Annotated in this window: 13 protein-coding genes; 3 read left to right on the plus strand and 10 right to left on the minus strand. The window is 33.0% G+C overall.

Translation table 11 applies throughout. The features are described 5' to 3' along the window. Positions 1–6: 6 nt before the first annotated feature. Positions 7–1,074, minus strand: a complete 1,068-nt coding sequence (opp3C, locus tag FH144_RS03295) for an oligopeptide ABC transporter permease (protein WP_107508632.1) — start codon at positions 1,072–1,074, stop codon at positions 7–9. Continuing rightward, positions 1,074–2,000, minus strand: coding sequence for an oligopeptide ABC transporter permease (gene opp3b, locus FH144_RS03300; RefSeq protein WP_242313632.1), 927 nt, complete (start codon positions 1,998–2,000; stop codon positions 1,074–1,076). Before opp3b ends, opp3C begins: the two co-directional genes overlap by 1 nt. A 250-nt stretch (positions 2,001–2,250) precedes the next feature. On the opposite strand from opp3b, the gene FH144_RS03305 reads away from it, so the two are divergent. Continuing rightward, on the plus strand, positions 2,251–2,628 hold the full coding sequence (locus tag FH144_RS03305) for a DUF3899 domain-containing protein (protein ID WP_242313633.1): 378 nt from the start codon (positions 2,251–2,253) through the stop codon (positions 2,626–2,628). A 282-nt stretch (positions 2,629–2,910) separates the two neighbouring features. Here FH144_RS03305 and FH144_RS03310 read toward each other — a convergent pair whose 3' ends face one another. The 3 genes from FH144_RS03310 to FH144_RS03320 form a co-directional block, all read right to left on the minus strand. Beyond that, positions 2,911–3,630, minus strand: coding sequence for a class I SAM-dependent methyltransferase (locus tag FH144_RS03310; RefSeq protein ID WP_242313634.1), 720 nt, complete (start codon positions 3,628–3,630; stop codon positions 2,911–2,913). Beyond that, positions 3,608–4,312 carry a methyltransferase domain-containing protein gene (locus FH144_RS03315; RefSeq protein ID WP_242313635.1) on the minus strand — a complete coding sequence of 235 codons (705 nt, stop codon included), beginning with the start codon at positions 4,310–4,312 and terminating at the stop codon, positions 3,608–3,610. The genes FH144_RS03310 and FH144_RS03315 overlap by 23 nt, the downstream gene beginning before the upstream one ends. A 214-nt stretch (positions 4,313–4,526) precedes the next feature. Further along, positions 4,527–5,450: a DMT family transporter gene (locus FH144_RS03320; RefSeq protein ID WP_242313636.1), complete on the minus strand. Its 924-nt coding sequence runs from the start codon at positions 5,448–5,450 to the stop codon at positions 4,527–4,529. 127 nt (positions 5,451–5,577) lie between these two features. Between FH144_RS03320 and FH144_RS03325 the strand changes: the two genes are divergently transcribed. After that, complete coding sequence (locus tag FH144_RS03325) at positions 5,578–6,051, plus strand: RrF2 family transcriptional regulator (protein WP_242313637.1); 474 nt, start codon at positions 5,578–5,580, stop codon at positions 6,049–6,051. A 389-nt stretch (positions 6,052–6,440) separates the two neighbouring features. Here FH144_RS03325 and fabF read toward each other — a convergent pair whose 3' ends face one another. Both fabF and FH144_RS03335 read right to left on the minus strand, forming a co-directional pair. Continuing rightward, positions 6,441–7,685 carry a beta-ketoacyl-ACP synthase II gene (fabF, locus tag FH144_RS03330; protein WP_103166361.1) on the minus strand — a complete coding sequence of 415 codons (1,245 nt, stop codon included), beginning with the start codon at positions 7,683–7,685 and terminating at the stop codon, positions 6,441–6,443. Positions 7,686–7,698: 13 nt separating this feature from the next. Further along, positions 7,699–8,640, minus strand: a complete 942-nt coding sequence (locus tag FH144_RS03335) for a beta-ketoacyl-ACP synthase III (protein WP_107507459.1) — start codon at positions 8,638–8,640, stop codon at positions 7,699–7,701. A 230-nt stretch (positions 8,641–8,870) separates the two neighbouring features. Between FH144_RS03335 and FH144_RS03340 the strand changes: the two genes are divergently transcribed. Next, a complete protein-coding gene (locus tag FH144_RS03340; RefSeq protein ID WP_107507458.1) occupies positions 8,871–9,065 on the plus strand; it encodes a YjzD family protein in 195 nt (64 codons plus the stop codon). Positions 9,066–9,229: 164 nt separating this feature from the next. Here FH144_RS03340 and clpB read toward each other — a convergent pair whose 3' ends face one another. The 3 genes from clpB to FH144_RS03355 form a co-directional block, all read right to left on the minus strand. Next, positions 9,230–11,839: an ATP-dependent chaperone ClpB gene (clpB, locus tag FH144_RS03345; RefSeq protein WP_242313638.1), complete on the minus strand. Its 2,610-nt coding sequence runs from the start codon at positions 11,837–11,839 to the stop codon at positions 9,230–9,232. A 383-nt stretch (positions 11,840–12,222) separates the two neighbouring features. Further along, the gene (locus FH144_RS03350; protein ID WP_242313639.1) at positions 12,223–14,049 is read right to left on the minus strand and encodes an acyltransferase family protein; all 1,827 of its coding nucleotides are present in this window, start codon (positions 14,047–14,049) and stop codon (positions 12,223–12,225) included. A gap of 327 nt (positions 14,050–14,376) precedes the next feature. Further along, positions 14,377–14,685, minus strand: coding sequence for a metal-sulfur cluster assembly factor (locus FH144_RS03355; protein ID WP_103166366.1), 309 nt, complete (start codon positions 14,683–14,685; stop codon positions 14,377–14,379). Positions 14,686–14,709: the final 24 nt, after the last annotated feature.

Raw genomic sequence — 14,709 nt, forward strand, 5'->3', positions numbered from 1 at the left:
CCTTTATTATTTACGCATTTTAGGGTCAAATGCATCGCGTAATCCATCACTAAACAGATAGAAGAATAAAATCAATAAACTTAATATAGTAGCTGGAATAAATAATTCGTGTGGATGAATCAGTAACATCGCGCGTCCGTCGTTGACTAATGAACCTAATGAAGTTTGAGGGGCTGGCACGCCAATACCGATGAAGCTTAAGAACGCTTCGAAAAAGATTGCACTTGGTACAGTAAACATTGATGTTACTACGATTGCGCCTAATGTATTAGGTAGAATATGTTTGAATATTAAATTGAATTTAGAAGCACCTAGTGTTCGTGATGCCATTACAAATTCTTGATTTTTTAATTTTAAAAATTCCCCACGTACAACCCTACTCATTCCTAACCAACCTGTGATAGACATCGCTAAAATAATTGTCCAAATTGATGGTTCAAAAATAAGTACAAATAAAATTACAACGATAAGGTTTGGAATTGATGCAATAATTTCAAGAATTCTTTGCATAATATTATCTATACGCCCGCCAAAGAAGCCAGATACTGCACCGTAAACAACACCGATAAAAATATCTAAGATAGCTGCTACGACACCGATAAAGAGTGAGATTTGAGCACCTTTCCAAGTACGTGTCCATAGGTCACGTCCTAATTGGTCTGTACCAAACCAGAAGTTTTCTTTAACGCCAGCGTCTTTATAAGCATTCGTACCGTCTGCACCGGTACCATCAAATGGTAGGAATGAAACTTTATCTAGAACAGGTATTTTAGCTGGTAAATTTCGTCGAACGACATCTTGTTCTGCATAATCATGATCGCTCAATAGTGGCCCTACAAAAGCTAAGATAACAATTAGAATTAACCCTACTAAACCTACCACTGCAAGTTTATTTCCTTTTAATTGTGTCCAAGCATCTTGCCAGAAGTTTTTACTCTCACGTTGCATTTCTGGTTCTCTATTTAAATCTAAATCTCTTATTACGAAATCAGATGCGGCAATGCCTTCAGAGGTATGTGTCATAGCTGCATTTGAATGATCATCAAATGGTTTACTAAATTTGTCATTTGCCATTATTTCTTACCTCCTTGAACACGAATTCTAGGGTCAATCACGCCATATAGAATATCTACGATAAAAATTGAAACGATAAATAGTGTACTAAATAAAATAGTAGTTGCCATTATCACTGAGAAATCATTTGTTGTAATAGAGCGTACGAATTGGTCCCCTAAACCTGGTACGCCAAAGATATTCTCAATGGTTAATGTACCTGTTAAAATTCCTGCTAGCATAGGTACAATAATTGTGACAATTGGAATTAATGCGTTTCTTAAAGCATGCCCAAATAAGACACGCATTGAAGAGTTCCCCTTTGCTCTTGCTAATAATATGTAATCCGAACTTAAAACTTCTATCATTTCAGCTCTGATATACCGTGCAACCGTCGCCATGACACTGGCTGATAATGCTAGCGAAGGTAATACTGCTGTTGAAAATCCTTCCCATCCTGCAACTGGAAACCATCTTAAACGCACCGCAAATACATATTGTAAAAGTACGGCTAATACGAAAGAAGGAACAGATACAACAATTACTGAAATAACAGTAGTTGTATAATCGACCCATGTGTTTTGTTTAGTAGCTGCTGCAACACCAAGGATCAAACCTAAAATTACACCGATAATCATCGCTGTTATACCCATTTCCATTGATGGAATCAATCTCGGTCTTATAAGCTCCCATACCGGTTGATTGTGATATTGAAATGAATAACCAAAGTCTCCAGTAATTACATTTTTCAAATAATGTAGATACTGCACTGCTACAGGATCATTTAGTCCATATTTCTCATTAAGAATCGCCTTTTGTTCAACACTTAACTTAGCATCGTTAAAAGGTGAACCCGGCATCATCTTCATTAGGAAAAATGTAATCGTAATAATAATGAATAGCGATAAGAACATATATCCCAAACGTTTTAAAACATATCGCGTCATTCCATAACCCCCTTATTAAATTTTCAAAATTAACATTCCCTTCAAAATTTTCAGAAATATTTAGTAATATTATATATATAATTTTCATATAATTGCAATATAATTTTCACAAAATTAAAAAAGCAGTTGCTTATATAAATTTCTAAGGAAGTAATTTTCTAATATATAATTTTAATTATTTAAAGTTTAAGGTGTTTAATTGGGAAATTTAAGTTAAAATAAGTTTAATCTTCAGTCGGGGGTTACATTTATGAAGAATTTAAAAAACTGGATAGTATGGCTTAGTATTACACCACTTCTAACGCTTATTATATGGTTGTTTTTCACAGCTCATACACTCATTTCGTTTTTAAATGTTTTATTCTATATATCACTTATTATTTTTATAATTATTTTTCTTATCCTTTTAGTTCAAGAAGGAATTTTTGATGCGACGAGTTATGGTTTTAGAAGAATTCGCCATCAAATGTCTTCTCGTGCAAAGAAAAAAACAATGGAACATGATTCATTCTTTAATCCACAACAAGCTAAGAGAGAGTATTATATTGTTGAATCATGGATAGCGCCAGCTTTATTGTGTAATGCATTATTTTTTCTTTTAACCATCGTAATTTCACTTATTTTATAGTATAGCCTTGCTATTATGTTTATCTAAAACTTGTTTCACAGTATATTAACTCTTTAAATCATTAGAAAATGTTCAACAAAAGCTTTCCTAATTAACTAAATTAACTTAAAATACTGGCAATTATTTTAATAAGATAGAAATCAGACAATAGTAACATCTATATATTTAAAAAGGCCTGAATTTTGTTCTATACAGAATTCAGACCTTTTTAATACCAAATTTTTAATTTTAAAGTCATTATACGATTATTACATTTTTTAATAATTTTTTAAAATCCACTTTTTACGAAGAGTGTTTTTTAAATTGTCCAAACCAGAAACCATTTTCACGTATAAAATTTTCACAACCAAATGCTCTAGTATGTTCCGATGCTACTTCTAAAATTTCTTTATGTAGTGGATATAATAAATTTATCAATTCCTCAGAAGTATACACTTTCTCTATCATATCATCGATTTTTCTTTTTATATATCCTTTTTCAAGTAGATTAGAATCATTATATGCATCAATAAACTTACCTTCTTTACGTGCTGCTAAGAAGAAAAATGATCCTTCATCTTTTAGTATCCGATAAATTTCTGTAAAATATTTAATTCGTTCTTTTTCATCCGTAATAAATGTAATAGGAGACATAATGTCGAAAATACAATTAAAATATTTATCGGGAAATTGAATTCCCTTTCCAACATTACATTTCTTTAATTCAAGTAAACCACTATTAACTGAATCTATTAATGTTTCTGAACATTTGTCAACAGCTGTTTGAGTTAAATCAATTCCAAAATACTGTTCTGAAAATTTATTTTCAATAAGATATTTAAGATTACGGCCAAAACCACACCCAATTTCAAGTGTTCTTGTTGTTAAATCGTTCTGAAAAATTTCACTCTGAAAAGAAAGTATTCTTTTTATTGCATAATTAGGCTCTATTCTTGTCTTTTTATTTTTCGAATTTTTATGTAGTAATTCCCATTTATTATTATTTGAAACAAAAGTATCCATTAAATTCACCATATTTCATTATTGTAGTTATGTGTGTAAATCCTACATTCGATAGAAGATGCCGATTTTCATAATGTGTATTCGTAATCATCGTACCTTCTAAACTAAATTGCTTTGATAAAACTTCTTCAGGAGAAAACCCATGATCTATCTTAAATTTCATATATGATGAAGCCATAATTTTATAAATTTTAGGGTCCAAAGGAAGCTCTTTTTCAAATAGAATAAACCCACCTCCAGGTACCAGTGATTCATAAATTTTTTTAATAACTTCTTCACGCTTTGAAATTGGAATAAACTGTAAAAAATAGTATCCAACAATAAGATTAGCTGGCAACATATTTACATTTTCAATTGAATCATTGATGTATTCAATTTCTGCATTATTATTTTTTTGTGCTACTTCTATCATTTCTTTTACAGGTTCTATTCCGTAAAATGTTATATTGTTCTTTTCATGATGACGCTGGTATAACTTATTTATTAATGTTCCTGTTGAACTTCCAATTTCATAACATATAGAATCATCTCTTAGAAAAAAGTCACTTAAGTAACAAATGAGTTCATGACCTTCTTCATACAACGGAACGGATAGTTTTACGTGATCATCAAAATGTTTAGCCACTCCATTATAAAATGACCATTGTCCATTAACCAAGTTTATGTCATTACCTACTTCCATTAAACTCCTCCCATTCAATCAATTGAATTATCCTTTTCAATTCCTTGGTGATATTTAGCAAAATCACTTAGAGTACAGACTAAATGTTTTGTATAACTCAATTCTATGTGTTAAGTCGCTTTCTCGACAAGGTAGTGTTAACGTCTGTCATAATCTCTCTTTGACTTTCAACAAAATAGCACTATATGCCTCTCTCATAAGTTTCTAGCAATAATTAGCTCATCATTTTTTCACTCATACTTTTATTGACTAAAGTTAATGAAAGTATTATCAATATTCCCCCTATCAACAAGCCTACAGTGAAATGGTCATGCAAACCAATCATTGAAAAAATCGTTGAGAATAGTGGAACTAAGAATAAAAAACTACTTGCATTGTTAGCTCCTCCTTGTTTTAAGCTATAAAACCATAGTCCAAAGGAGCCAATAGATGCTGGCAAAATTAACCAAATAAAACAAAACCATCCGATTGTATCAATTTGTGACAAATTATAATTCTCATGAAGAAACATTGAAATTATAAACATTCCCATACCGCCTATAAAGAGTTGCCATCCTGTAAATACCCATGAACTTTGATCAAAAGGAACTCTTTTAGTAATGACCGTATTAATAGACCAACAAAACGAACCAATTAGTGCAAATAAAGCACCTACACTAAATGCTGTTTTGTCTAGTCCTAGACATAGTATTACTCCTATAATTCCTAGAAGCAATGATAGAAATTTCCATCTATTAAACTTATCATTTAAAAGAAAATGCGCTAAAATTGCTAACCACAAAGGGTTAGTAAATAAAATAATTGATGACATTGAGGAAGACAAACCTTTAGCCATCGCAAGGTTTAAAAAAACCATAGTACCAGTAGTTTGTAAAAGCCCTATAATAGCTACTAGATGAAAACCGCTAGTTAGTCTTCCATTACTCCTAGGTGTAACTTCAGAAATTCCTTTAGTCAGAAGAGTAAATAGCAACATTAAAATTCCAGCAATTATAAATCTCCAACTTCCAATCAAAAAAGGCGGAGCGTGATTTAATGAAATTAAATACTTTCCTGTTGGAAATGATGAGCCCATAAAAACAGTTGTTAGAATAATACTAATTAAAAATGAAAGTTTTGGCGATTTTTTAAAATTCATTTTATCCTCCTTTCCCTCTTTACAAGGTAATTATAAAGAGTTATATTCTTTGAGGATATCCGGGTTTTAACGGAGATATCCGATATATCTATTAGAGATTATAGAATTCTTGTAGGAGGGTGTCAATATGAAATTATCATCTGGTTGGGAACAATCAGTATACGTTCTATTAATACTATCTCAGTTACCAGATAGTAAAACAATTAACTCTCAATCATTGAGCTTGCGATTAGGAACTTCGCATTCATATTTAAAGAAAATAATAAAGCTTTTAGTAAATGAAGGATTAATTACTTCTGTTCCAGGAAAATATGGTGGTTTCTCATTAGCAAAATCATTAGAGAATATAACTTTTTATGATGTTTTCATCGCGATAGAAGGAAGAGGAAAGATTTTTGCCAGCCAACAACTCTTAAAAAACTTTTTAGGTGAAAATGAAGGTAAAAAAGCACACAAATGTGCAGTTACTAATTCACTAGATGTTATCGAGAACACTCTAGTCACAACACTTTCTTCAATTTCTTTAGACCAAGTTTTCAACCAAATAAGTTCAAATTATGATTTAAAAGAATTAAAAGAATGGATAAAAAGTAACGTATAATATAAATATGTAGATTTCTGTCCTTGCTTTAGAAACTTTAGTTCTTTTAATCAAGATTTGTTAACTATAAATAAGCAAGAATCAGAATTGAAAATGTACAATATAATTCAAGTGATAATCTTTTATCTCGTACAATTCTAGACCATTATGCATTAACTTTTGATATAACTAAGCAAATATTATATTTTCTCTAAATTAATTAAACATTTAGAATGTAGCTTTATATACATTATGACAAACGTGTATTCTAAGCTGTTTTTAAAATAATCAAAAGAAATTGTTAACGTTTTTGTTAATATTTAATAAAAAATGCCTCAAAACAATCTTCACTCTACATGAGATTATTTTGAGGCATGTTCTATTTGTTCTTCATTTTAAAAAAATTAAATTTAAGCTTCGAATTTCTTAAATACTAATACTGCATTATGTCCACCAAAGCCAAGACTATTACTCATAGCGTACGTAATATCTAAATCTTGTGCTTCATTAGGGATAATGTCTAAATCACATTCAGGGTCTGGCGTATGCGCATGAATCGTTGGAGCAACTTTAGAATCACGAATTGATAATGCTGAGAAGATGGCTTCTAGTCCACCTGTTGCACCTAATAAGTGACCAGTCATTGATTTAGTTGAACTAATCTTCAAGTTCTTCGCAGCGTCGCCGAATGTATTTTTTATGGCTTTAATTTCGTACATGTCGCCTACAGGTGTGCTTGTACCATGTGCGTTTAAATATTGAACATCTTTAGCTTCAATACCAGCATCATCTAAAGCTGCTTGCATAGCACGTGAACCGCCTTCACCTTCTGGAGCTGGAGCAGTGATATGATATGCATCACCTGTTGTACCATAGCCCACAATTTCAGCATAAATTTGTGCACCACGAGCTTGGGCAGATTCTAATGATTCAATCACTAAAATACCGGCACCTTCACCCATCACAAATCCATCACGGCCTTCTTGGAAAGGACGGCAAGCTGTTTCTTTATCATCATTCGTTGATAATGCACGACTTGCGCTAAATCCAGCAAGTGCCATATGTGTAATAGGCGCTTCAGTACCGCCTGTAATCATCGCGTCTGCGTCTCCGCGTTGGATGATTTTAAATGCTTCACCGATAGAATTTGTACCAGTAGCACATGCAGTTACCGTTGATCCGTTTGGCCCTTTTGCGCCTAGATCAATAGAAACTTGGCCAGTAGCCATATCTGGAATTAACATTGGTACGAAGAATGGACTTACTCTTCTTGGGCCTTTCTTCTGTAACGTACTATGGGCAATTTCAAATGTTTCCATACCACCGATACCTGAACCAATCCATACACCAATACGGTTTGCAGTATCTTCGTTAATAGCTAATTTCGCATCTTCTACCGCTTGTCTTGCAGCTACAACTGCATATTGAGTAAAGCGGTCCATACGGCGTGCTTCTTTCTTCTCAATATGGTCTTCAATATTAAAGTCTTTTAATTCACCAGCTAGATGAACGTTATAGCCTTCAGTATCTACACGCGTAATTGTATCAATACCATTAACGCCTTTTAACGCGTTGTCCCAACTTGTCTGGACATCATTTCCGATAGGTGATAATGCACCCATACCTGTAATTACAACTCTTTTATTTTCAGTCATACATTATATCCTCCTATTTACCCCATTTGATAACCATAGCGCCCCAAGTTAGGCCACCACCGAAACCTACTAATACTAAAGTATCATCGTCTTTAATTTTTCCATTTTCTAATTCTTGTTGAATACTTAAAGGTATTGAAGCTGCAGAAGTGTTACCAAAGCGATTCACAGAAACACTCATTTTTTCTTTTTCTATACCTAATCTTTCACGTGCGGATTCCATAATTCTGATGTTTGCTTGGTGAGGAATAAACATATCAATATCCTCAGATTGTAAACCTGCTTTTTCTACGACGCGTGTAGAAGCATTACCCATAATTCTTACAGCAAATTTAAACACTTCACGTCCATTCATTACTAGTTTACCAGTATCTCTGTTCAAGTATAAGTATTTTCCACCTGAACCGTCAGATCCCATTTCATAACTAATAATGCCTCGGCCTTCAGAAACTTCACCAATCACTACGGCCCCAGCGCCATCACCAAATAAAACGGCTGTTGAACGGTCAGTTAAATCAGTAATCTTAGATAATTTATCTGCACCTACAACTAAAATATTTTTATAATCGCCTGATTGTATGTATTGTTTTGCAGTAATCATTGAATACATAAATCCTGAACATGCTGCTAATTGGTCCATTGTTGGCACTTTGTCAGTACCTAATTTATCTTGTAAAATATTCGCAACTGATGGGAATGGTGTGTCCCCAGTAGCTGTTGCAACAATAATCATATCTATATCTTTAGGCTCAATACCTGCATCTGCAATGGCTTTTTTACTTGCTTCATAAGCTAAATCAGATGTATCTTGATCTTCTCTAGCCCAACGTCTTTCTTTAATACCAGTCATTTTAGAAATCCATTCGTCAGAAGTTTCTAAAAAGCTTTCAAAATAGGCGTTATCTACAACTTTTTCTGGCGCATAAGCACCAAATCCTTTTATACCTACGTTCATGAACGCACACCTTCTTACTTCATTTTTTAATACCAGGTATTAATTTAACACACTTTTTTATATCAACTCAAGTAGTTACCCTTTCAATATTGCGCTTTCTTGTTGAAAATTAAAGAAATATACATGAATGTGAAAATTTAAGACGTTTTTGAAACACTTAACTGGTATCCCTATACAAAGAAGATAGTTTACATTAAAATGGAACTATATAAACTATGGAGGTCATTGGTATGAAATACCTCGTAACATTTATTTGGGCATTAATTTTATTACAAATGGTGAACTTCGTGCTAAATAGTTTAAACGGTGGCGGTTCATTAAACTTTATTACACCTATTATTCTAGCAGTAATTTTCACAATATTTATTGCGATTTTTGGCGCGTTAATTAAACCTAATGATTTTGCCCGCAAAGGTAACAGATAATTATATTTTAATTACGTCTCATAATATACACGTTTCAACTTTGAATTAATACTCAAAGTTGGGCGTGTATTTTTTAGTACAAAAATAGCTCTCTTCAAAGTATTTTATATCGACTTTGAAGAGAGCTTTTATTTATTTAGTCACTTTATTATTTAACTATTAGATTATTCAGTTGCTGGTTGTTGTACATCAAATGTTAAATCATGTTCCTCGTTTAAATCTACGTTAATTAATGTACCTTCAGGCATATTTTCTTTAATCATCATACGTGCTAATGGTGTTTCAATTTGTCGTTGAACGAAACGTTTTAATGGTCTTGCACCAAATTGTGGTTCGTAAGCTTCTTCACCTAACCATTTTTTAGCTTCATCTGAAACTTTAATTGAAATACGTTGATCCATTAAACGTATATTTAGTTGAGTTAAGATTTTATCGACAATCATGCTCATATCATTTACTGATAATGGTCTAAATAAGACGATATCATCCATACGGTTTAAGATTTCAGGTTTGAAGAATGCGTGTAAGCTATCCATGACTGCTTTTTCAGTATCATCCGTAATTTCACCAGTATCTTTAACATTTTCAAGAAGTACTTGTGAACCGATATTACTTGTCATAATAATAATCGTATTTTTGAAGTCTACACTACGACCTTTAGAATCTGTCAAACGTCCTTCGTCTAGAATTTGTAGTAACACGTTGAAGACGTCGCTATGCGCTTTTTCAACTTCGTCTAATAAGATTACTGAATAAGGATTACGTCTAACCGCTTCAGTTAATTGACCACCTTCATCGTGGCCTACATAACCTGGAGGTGCTCCAATCAATCTAGAAACAGAATGTTTTTCCATATATTCACTCATATCGATTCGGATCATGTGTTTTTCAGAGTCGAATAATGACGCTGCGAGTGATTTAGCTAATTCAGTTTTACCTACACCAGTCGGTCCAAGGAATAAGAAACTACCGATTGGTCTGTTAGGGTCTTTAATACCAGCACGTGCTCTTACAACGGCATCAGATACTAAATCTACTGCTTTATCTTGGCCTACTACACGTTCATGTAAGATGTCGCCTAAGTTGAGTAGTTTTTCTTTTTCTGTTTCAACTAATTTAGATACTGGAATACCTGTCCATTGACTAACGATATCGCCAATTTCTTCATCAGATACGACTTCGCGAATCATGCGTTCACTGTCGCCTTGTTCATCTTGATATGCCTCTTCAAATTCTTTTAATTCTTTCTCTAATTGAGGAATCGTACCGTATTGTAATTCGGCTGCTTTTTCAAGATTACCTTCTGTTTGAGCATCTTCTAAAGCTTGACGACTACGGTCTAACTCGGCACGTTTTTCTTGTACTTTAGCAATTTTTTCTTTTTCTTGTTCTACACGAGATTGTAATGCACTTTGTTTTTCTTTTTCATTTGAAAGCTCTTCTTGTAATTCTTCAAGACGTAGTTTACTAGCATTGTCAGACTCATTTTTCAATGCACTTTCTTCAATTTCTAATTGCATAACGCGTCGATTGACTTGGTCTAATTCAGTTGGGTTTGATCCCATTTCTGTACGAATAGTTGCACAAGCTTGGTCTACTAAGTCAATCGCTTTATCAGGTAAAAATCTGTCTGTAATATAGCGATCTGATAATTCAGCAGCTGCTACCAATGCACGGTCTTGAATACGCACACCATGATATACTTCATAGCGTTCTTTTAATCCACGTAAGATAGAAATTGTATCTTCTACATCAGGTTCACTTACGCCTACTTTTTGGAAACGACGTTCTAATGCTGAATCTTTTTCAATATATTCACGATATTCATTGAGTGTTGTTGCACCGATACAGTGTAATTCACCACGTGCTAACATTGGTTTTAACATATTACCTGCATCCATAGCGCCATCTGTTTTACCAGCGCCTACTAGCATGTGAATTTCATCGATGAATAAGATAATACGTCCTTCAGCTTCTTTAACTTCTTTAAGCACTGCTTTTAAACGTTCTTCAAACTCACCTCTGAATTTAGCACCAGCAACTAAAGCACTTAAATCTAATTCAAAAATAGTTTTGTCTAATAGAGATTCAGGTACGTCTTTACGTACAATACGTTGAGCTAAGCCTTCGACAATAGCTGTTTTACCTACACCAGGTTCCCCAATTAATACTGGGTTATTTTTTGTTTTACGACTTAAAATTCTAATCGTATTTCGAATTTCTTCATCTCTACCGATGACAGGGTCCATTTTACCTTGGCGAACTTCTTCTACTAAGTCACGGCCATATTTTTCTAATGCTTCATAGTTTACTTCTGGATTTTGTGAAGTCACATGATTTCCCCCTCTAACTTTAGTAATAATTTCTTTAACAACTTCTGCTTTATTTCCGACATATTGTTGAGTTGTTTCATCAATGTCCATTGCAGCACGCAAGATATGTTCCATTGAAATATATTGATCTTCGTAATCATTCATGTACGATTCTGCTTTATTTAATAACTCATTTGCTTTTTGACTAATATATTGTCCATATTGAACATTGTCACCTTGGACTGAAGGATAATTTTTTAATTTATTATTGTAAGCTTGATTTAATTCTTCAGTATCGATATTTGCACGTTCTAGTATGCTTTTAAATAAACTGTCACTTTCATCTAACGTTCCTTTTAATATAGCTTCAACTTCAATGTTTTGTAATTCATATTCTTTACTAAGTTCAACTGCTTTTTGTAATGCACTTTGAACGGTATATGTCATTTGATTAATATCCAAATTTGTCACCCCTACTTATTTGATAAGAGCCAGGTCAAATACTCCTTTTTTGACTTTGACTTTCTTTGACCTTAAATACATTATAATCCCTATTTGACTATTAAGCAACAATTATACTTAACTTTTTAAGTTAATTTATGCAAAGCCCAAAGCCTACTATGACAACATTTTAATTACTATTACTTAAAATATTTATCACGATTGCGCTTATTTTAAACATCAAACCTATCGGCATTTTCAGATATTATGGTCAAACTTTTTTAATATGAAAAAGGAGCAAGACTGAAATCAAATGAAAGTTCACAGATTTCGTTGTCTCGCTCCTACAAAGTGGACTAGAAATGAAAGTACTTAAAAGTAGTACAATTTTCAACTAGTCAATCTTATTTATTTTTCGTATTACTTTTGATTGTCTTAATAATTTCATCTGACAATGCTTTAACGCCACTATTTTCTAAATGGATACCGTCTGATGCGAAATATTCAGAATGCCCTTCTGAACGTTTATACCAGTCAACTAATGTCACGTTTTTATGCTTTTTAGCAGCATTAGCAAGGTGTTTATTAACATCATCTTGCCAATCACGTGGTACACGCGTATTCACTAAATAAATTTGGGCATCTCCAAATTTACTGATAAGTTGATTCAATTCATTTTCAGAGAAGCCACCATTCGTTCCAAGTTCCAATACTACTTGATCTGATGGTTTATTATAATTTGAATAATTGCCAGCAATAGTTAACGCTTCTTGTAAATGACGTCCAACTTTACCATCGATAGTTGCTTTAGGTGCTCGTGATTTAAATGTTTCCCCAATATCTACCATTACCGAATCACCAATTAATAATGGACTAATATTCGTATCGACTTGATCTTTTTCCTTACTTTCACTTGTTGAGCCATCAAGATGAATATTTTCACCAGGCATCATTCTTACCAAGTATTTATCTACTTCATTCGTATTAAATGAATTTGCCTTGTTATCAATTTCATATTTTCCAAAACGATCAAATGCGCCAACAAAGATCAATAGTAATGGAAGAGCTGCGACAATAGCTACAATGGTTATAATGAATTTAGGGCGTTGTAGTCGATTAAATGAAAATGCTTTAAGCCCTTCTTTTCTAAATGGTGTTTCAACATAGCGATAAGATAACTCGGCAAATAAGCCAGTTAATATAATATCTACTATATATACATAGGCTGGTATTTGACCATCTATAAAATGGATATGTATGAAACTAATAACTGCAAAGTGCCATAAGTATAAACTATATGAACGTTGTCCAATATAGACAAAGACTGGGTTTCCAATTAGTTTAGCTAATATACTTGTCGGATGGACAACACTTGCGATGACGAAGAGCGTCATACCTGAAATTAAGTAAAAGCCTCCATTATAAATCCAAGCACTGCTATCACTGACTGTAAAGAATAGGAGAATTAATGTAATTAAGCCTATAATCCCTATGCCATCGATAGCACGCTGTAAGACAACTGGAGGGTTTGCTTTTAGCTTAAATGGTGGCCATACAAACGCCAAAATCACACCGAGTAATAATGTTTGTAAGCGTGTGTCTGTTCCGAAATAAACGCGTGAGTAACCGACGTCAGGTTGTGAAATGATGACCATCGCTAATAATGAAATAAGCGAAACAATCCAAAAAATAAGGGTAACATTACGATATTTTTTAATTGTTAATAACAAAATGACTAACACAAATGGAAAAAATAAATAAAACTGTTCTTCAATTGCAAGTGACCATAAGTGTTTTAAAGGCATAAATGAAAATTGTTCAAAGTAATTTACATCTTTAGCAATATACCACCAGTTTGATACGTAAAATAGTGCTGCTAGAATATCATGCTTTACTCGTACAATTTGTTGTGGCTCAAAGATTAATGTAGCAATGCCGACTACCATTAAGAGCGTGACAACCGCTGGAAGTAATCGTTTAATTCGTCGTATCCAGAATTGTCTAAGGTTAATAATTCCTTTTTCTTCGTATTCTTTTAATAGTAAACTTGTGATTAAGTATCCCGAAATGACAAAAAATGTATCTACGCCTATAAAGCCGCCCGTTAGCCATCTTCTATTGAGATGATAGATGATGATACCTAACACAGCAATAGCCCTCAAGCCATCTAAGCCAGGCATATAACGCATTTTCGTTTTGCGATGTTTCCCTCTTTTTAATTCCTGTGTCATTGTTCACATTCTTTCCCTATAATAATAAATTTCAAATAAATTCATTAAATATAAAAGTGTTGAAAATCATGATAAAACGAGAGTCGATGATTAACAATATGAATGAAAATAATTCACCCTAAAATCTATGTTAAATTTAATCTGTATAAGTCTTATGTATTTTAGTATAACGCATAATCAAATTCAAATTGTATTACAATTGTGTCATGTTGATAAGTCACTTTGTCACGTGCTATGTTTATTTTGGATGAAGTGATTTTAGTTTTTTTCTAAAAATAAAAACAATAGCACAACGAAAGTGTGTACTATTGTTTATATAGTGATAGCTTAACCTACGCCTAAAGCGATCTTAGCGTATCTTGACATCATATCTTTATTCCAAGGTGGGTTCCAAACAATATTAACTTCTGTGTCCTGGATTTCAGGAATTTCTGCTAATACAGTTTTGATTTGGTCGATGATTTGGGGTCCAAGTGGGCAACCCATTGATGTTAATGTCATTTCAACTGTACATATACCATCATCATCTACATTCACTTTATATACTAAACCTAAATTAACAATATCAATTCCTAATTCAGGGTCAATTACCATTTCAAGCGCACCTAGGATACTGTCTTTTAAAGCCTCTTCCATTAGTATCACCTCTCAATATTTATC

This window comes from Staphylococcus sp. acrmy (genome assembly GCF_022690565.1).
GTDB classification, from domain to species: Bacteria; Bacillota; Bacilli; order Staphylococcales; family Staphylococcaceae; genus Staphylococcus; species Staphylococcus caledonicus.

Coding starts and splice junctions, on each gene's coding strand:
- opp3C (WP_107508632.1), bottom strand. CDS start 1,074: ATGGCAAATGACAAATTTAGTAAACCATTTGATGATCATTCAAATGCA.
- opp3b (WP_242313632.1), bottom strand. CDS start 2,000: ATGACGCGATATGTTTTAAAACGTTTGGGATATATGTTCTTATCGCTA.
- FH144_RS03305 (WP_242313633.1), top strand. CDS start 2,251: ATGAAGAATTTAAAAAACTGGATAGTATGGCTTAGTATTACACCACTT.
- FH144_RS03310 (WP_242313634.1), bottom strand. CDS start 3,630: ATGGATACTTTTGTTTCAAATAATAATAAATGGGAATTACTACATAAA.
- FH144_RS03315 (WP_242313635.1), bottom strand. CDS start 4,312: ATGGAAGTAGGTAATGACATAAACTTGGTTAATGGACAATGGTCATTT.
- FH144_RS03320 (WP_242313636.1), bottom strand. CDS start 5,450: ATGAATTTTAAAAAATCGCCAAAACTTTCATTTTTAATTAGTATTATT.
- FH144_RS03325 (WP_242313637.1), top strand. CDS start 5,578: ATGAAATTATCATCTGGTTGGGAACAATCAGTATACGTTCTATTAATA.
- fabF (WP_103166361.1), bottom strand. CDS start 7,685: ATGACTGAAAATAAAAGAGTTGTAATTACAGGTATGGGTGCATTATCA.
- FH144_RS03335 (WP_107507459.1), bottom strand. CDS start 8,640: ATGAACGTAGGTATAAAAGGATTTGGTGCTTATGCGCCAGAAAAAGTT.
- FH144_RS03340 (WP_107507458.1), top strand. CDS start 8,871: ATGAAATACCTCGTAACATTTATTTGGGCATTAATTTTATTACAAATG.
- FH144_RS03350 (WP_242313639.1), bottom strand. CDS start 14,049: ATGACACAGGAATTAAAAAGAGGGAAACATCGCAAAACGAAAATGCGT.
- FH144_RS03355 (WP_103166366.1), bottom strand. CDS start 14,685: ATGGAAGAGGCTTTAAAAGACAGTATCCTAGGTGCGCTTGAAATGGTA.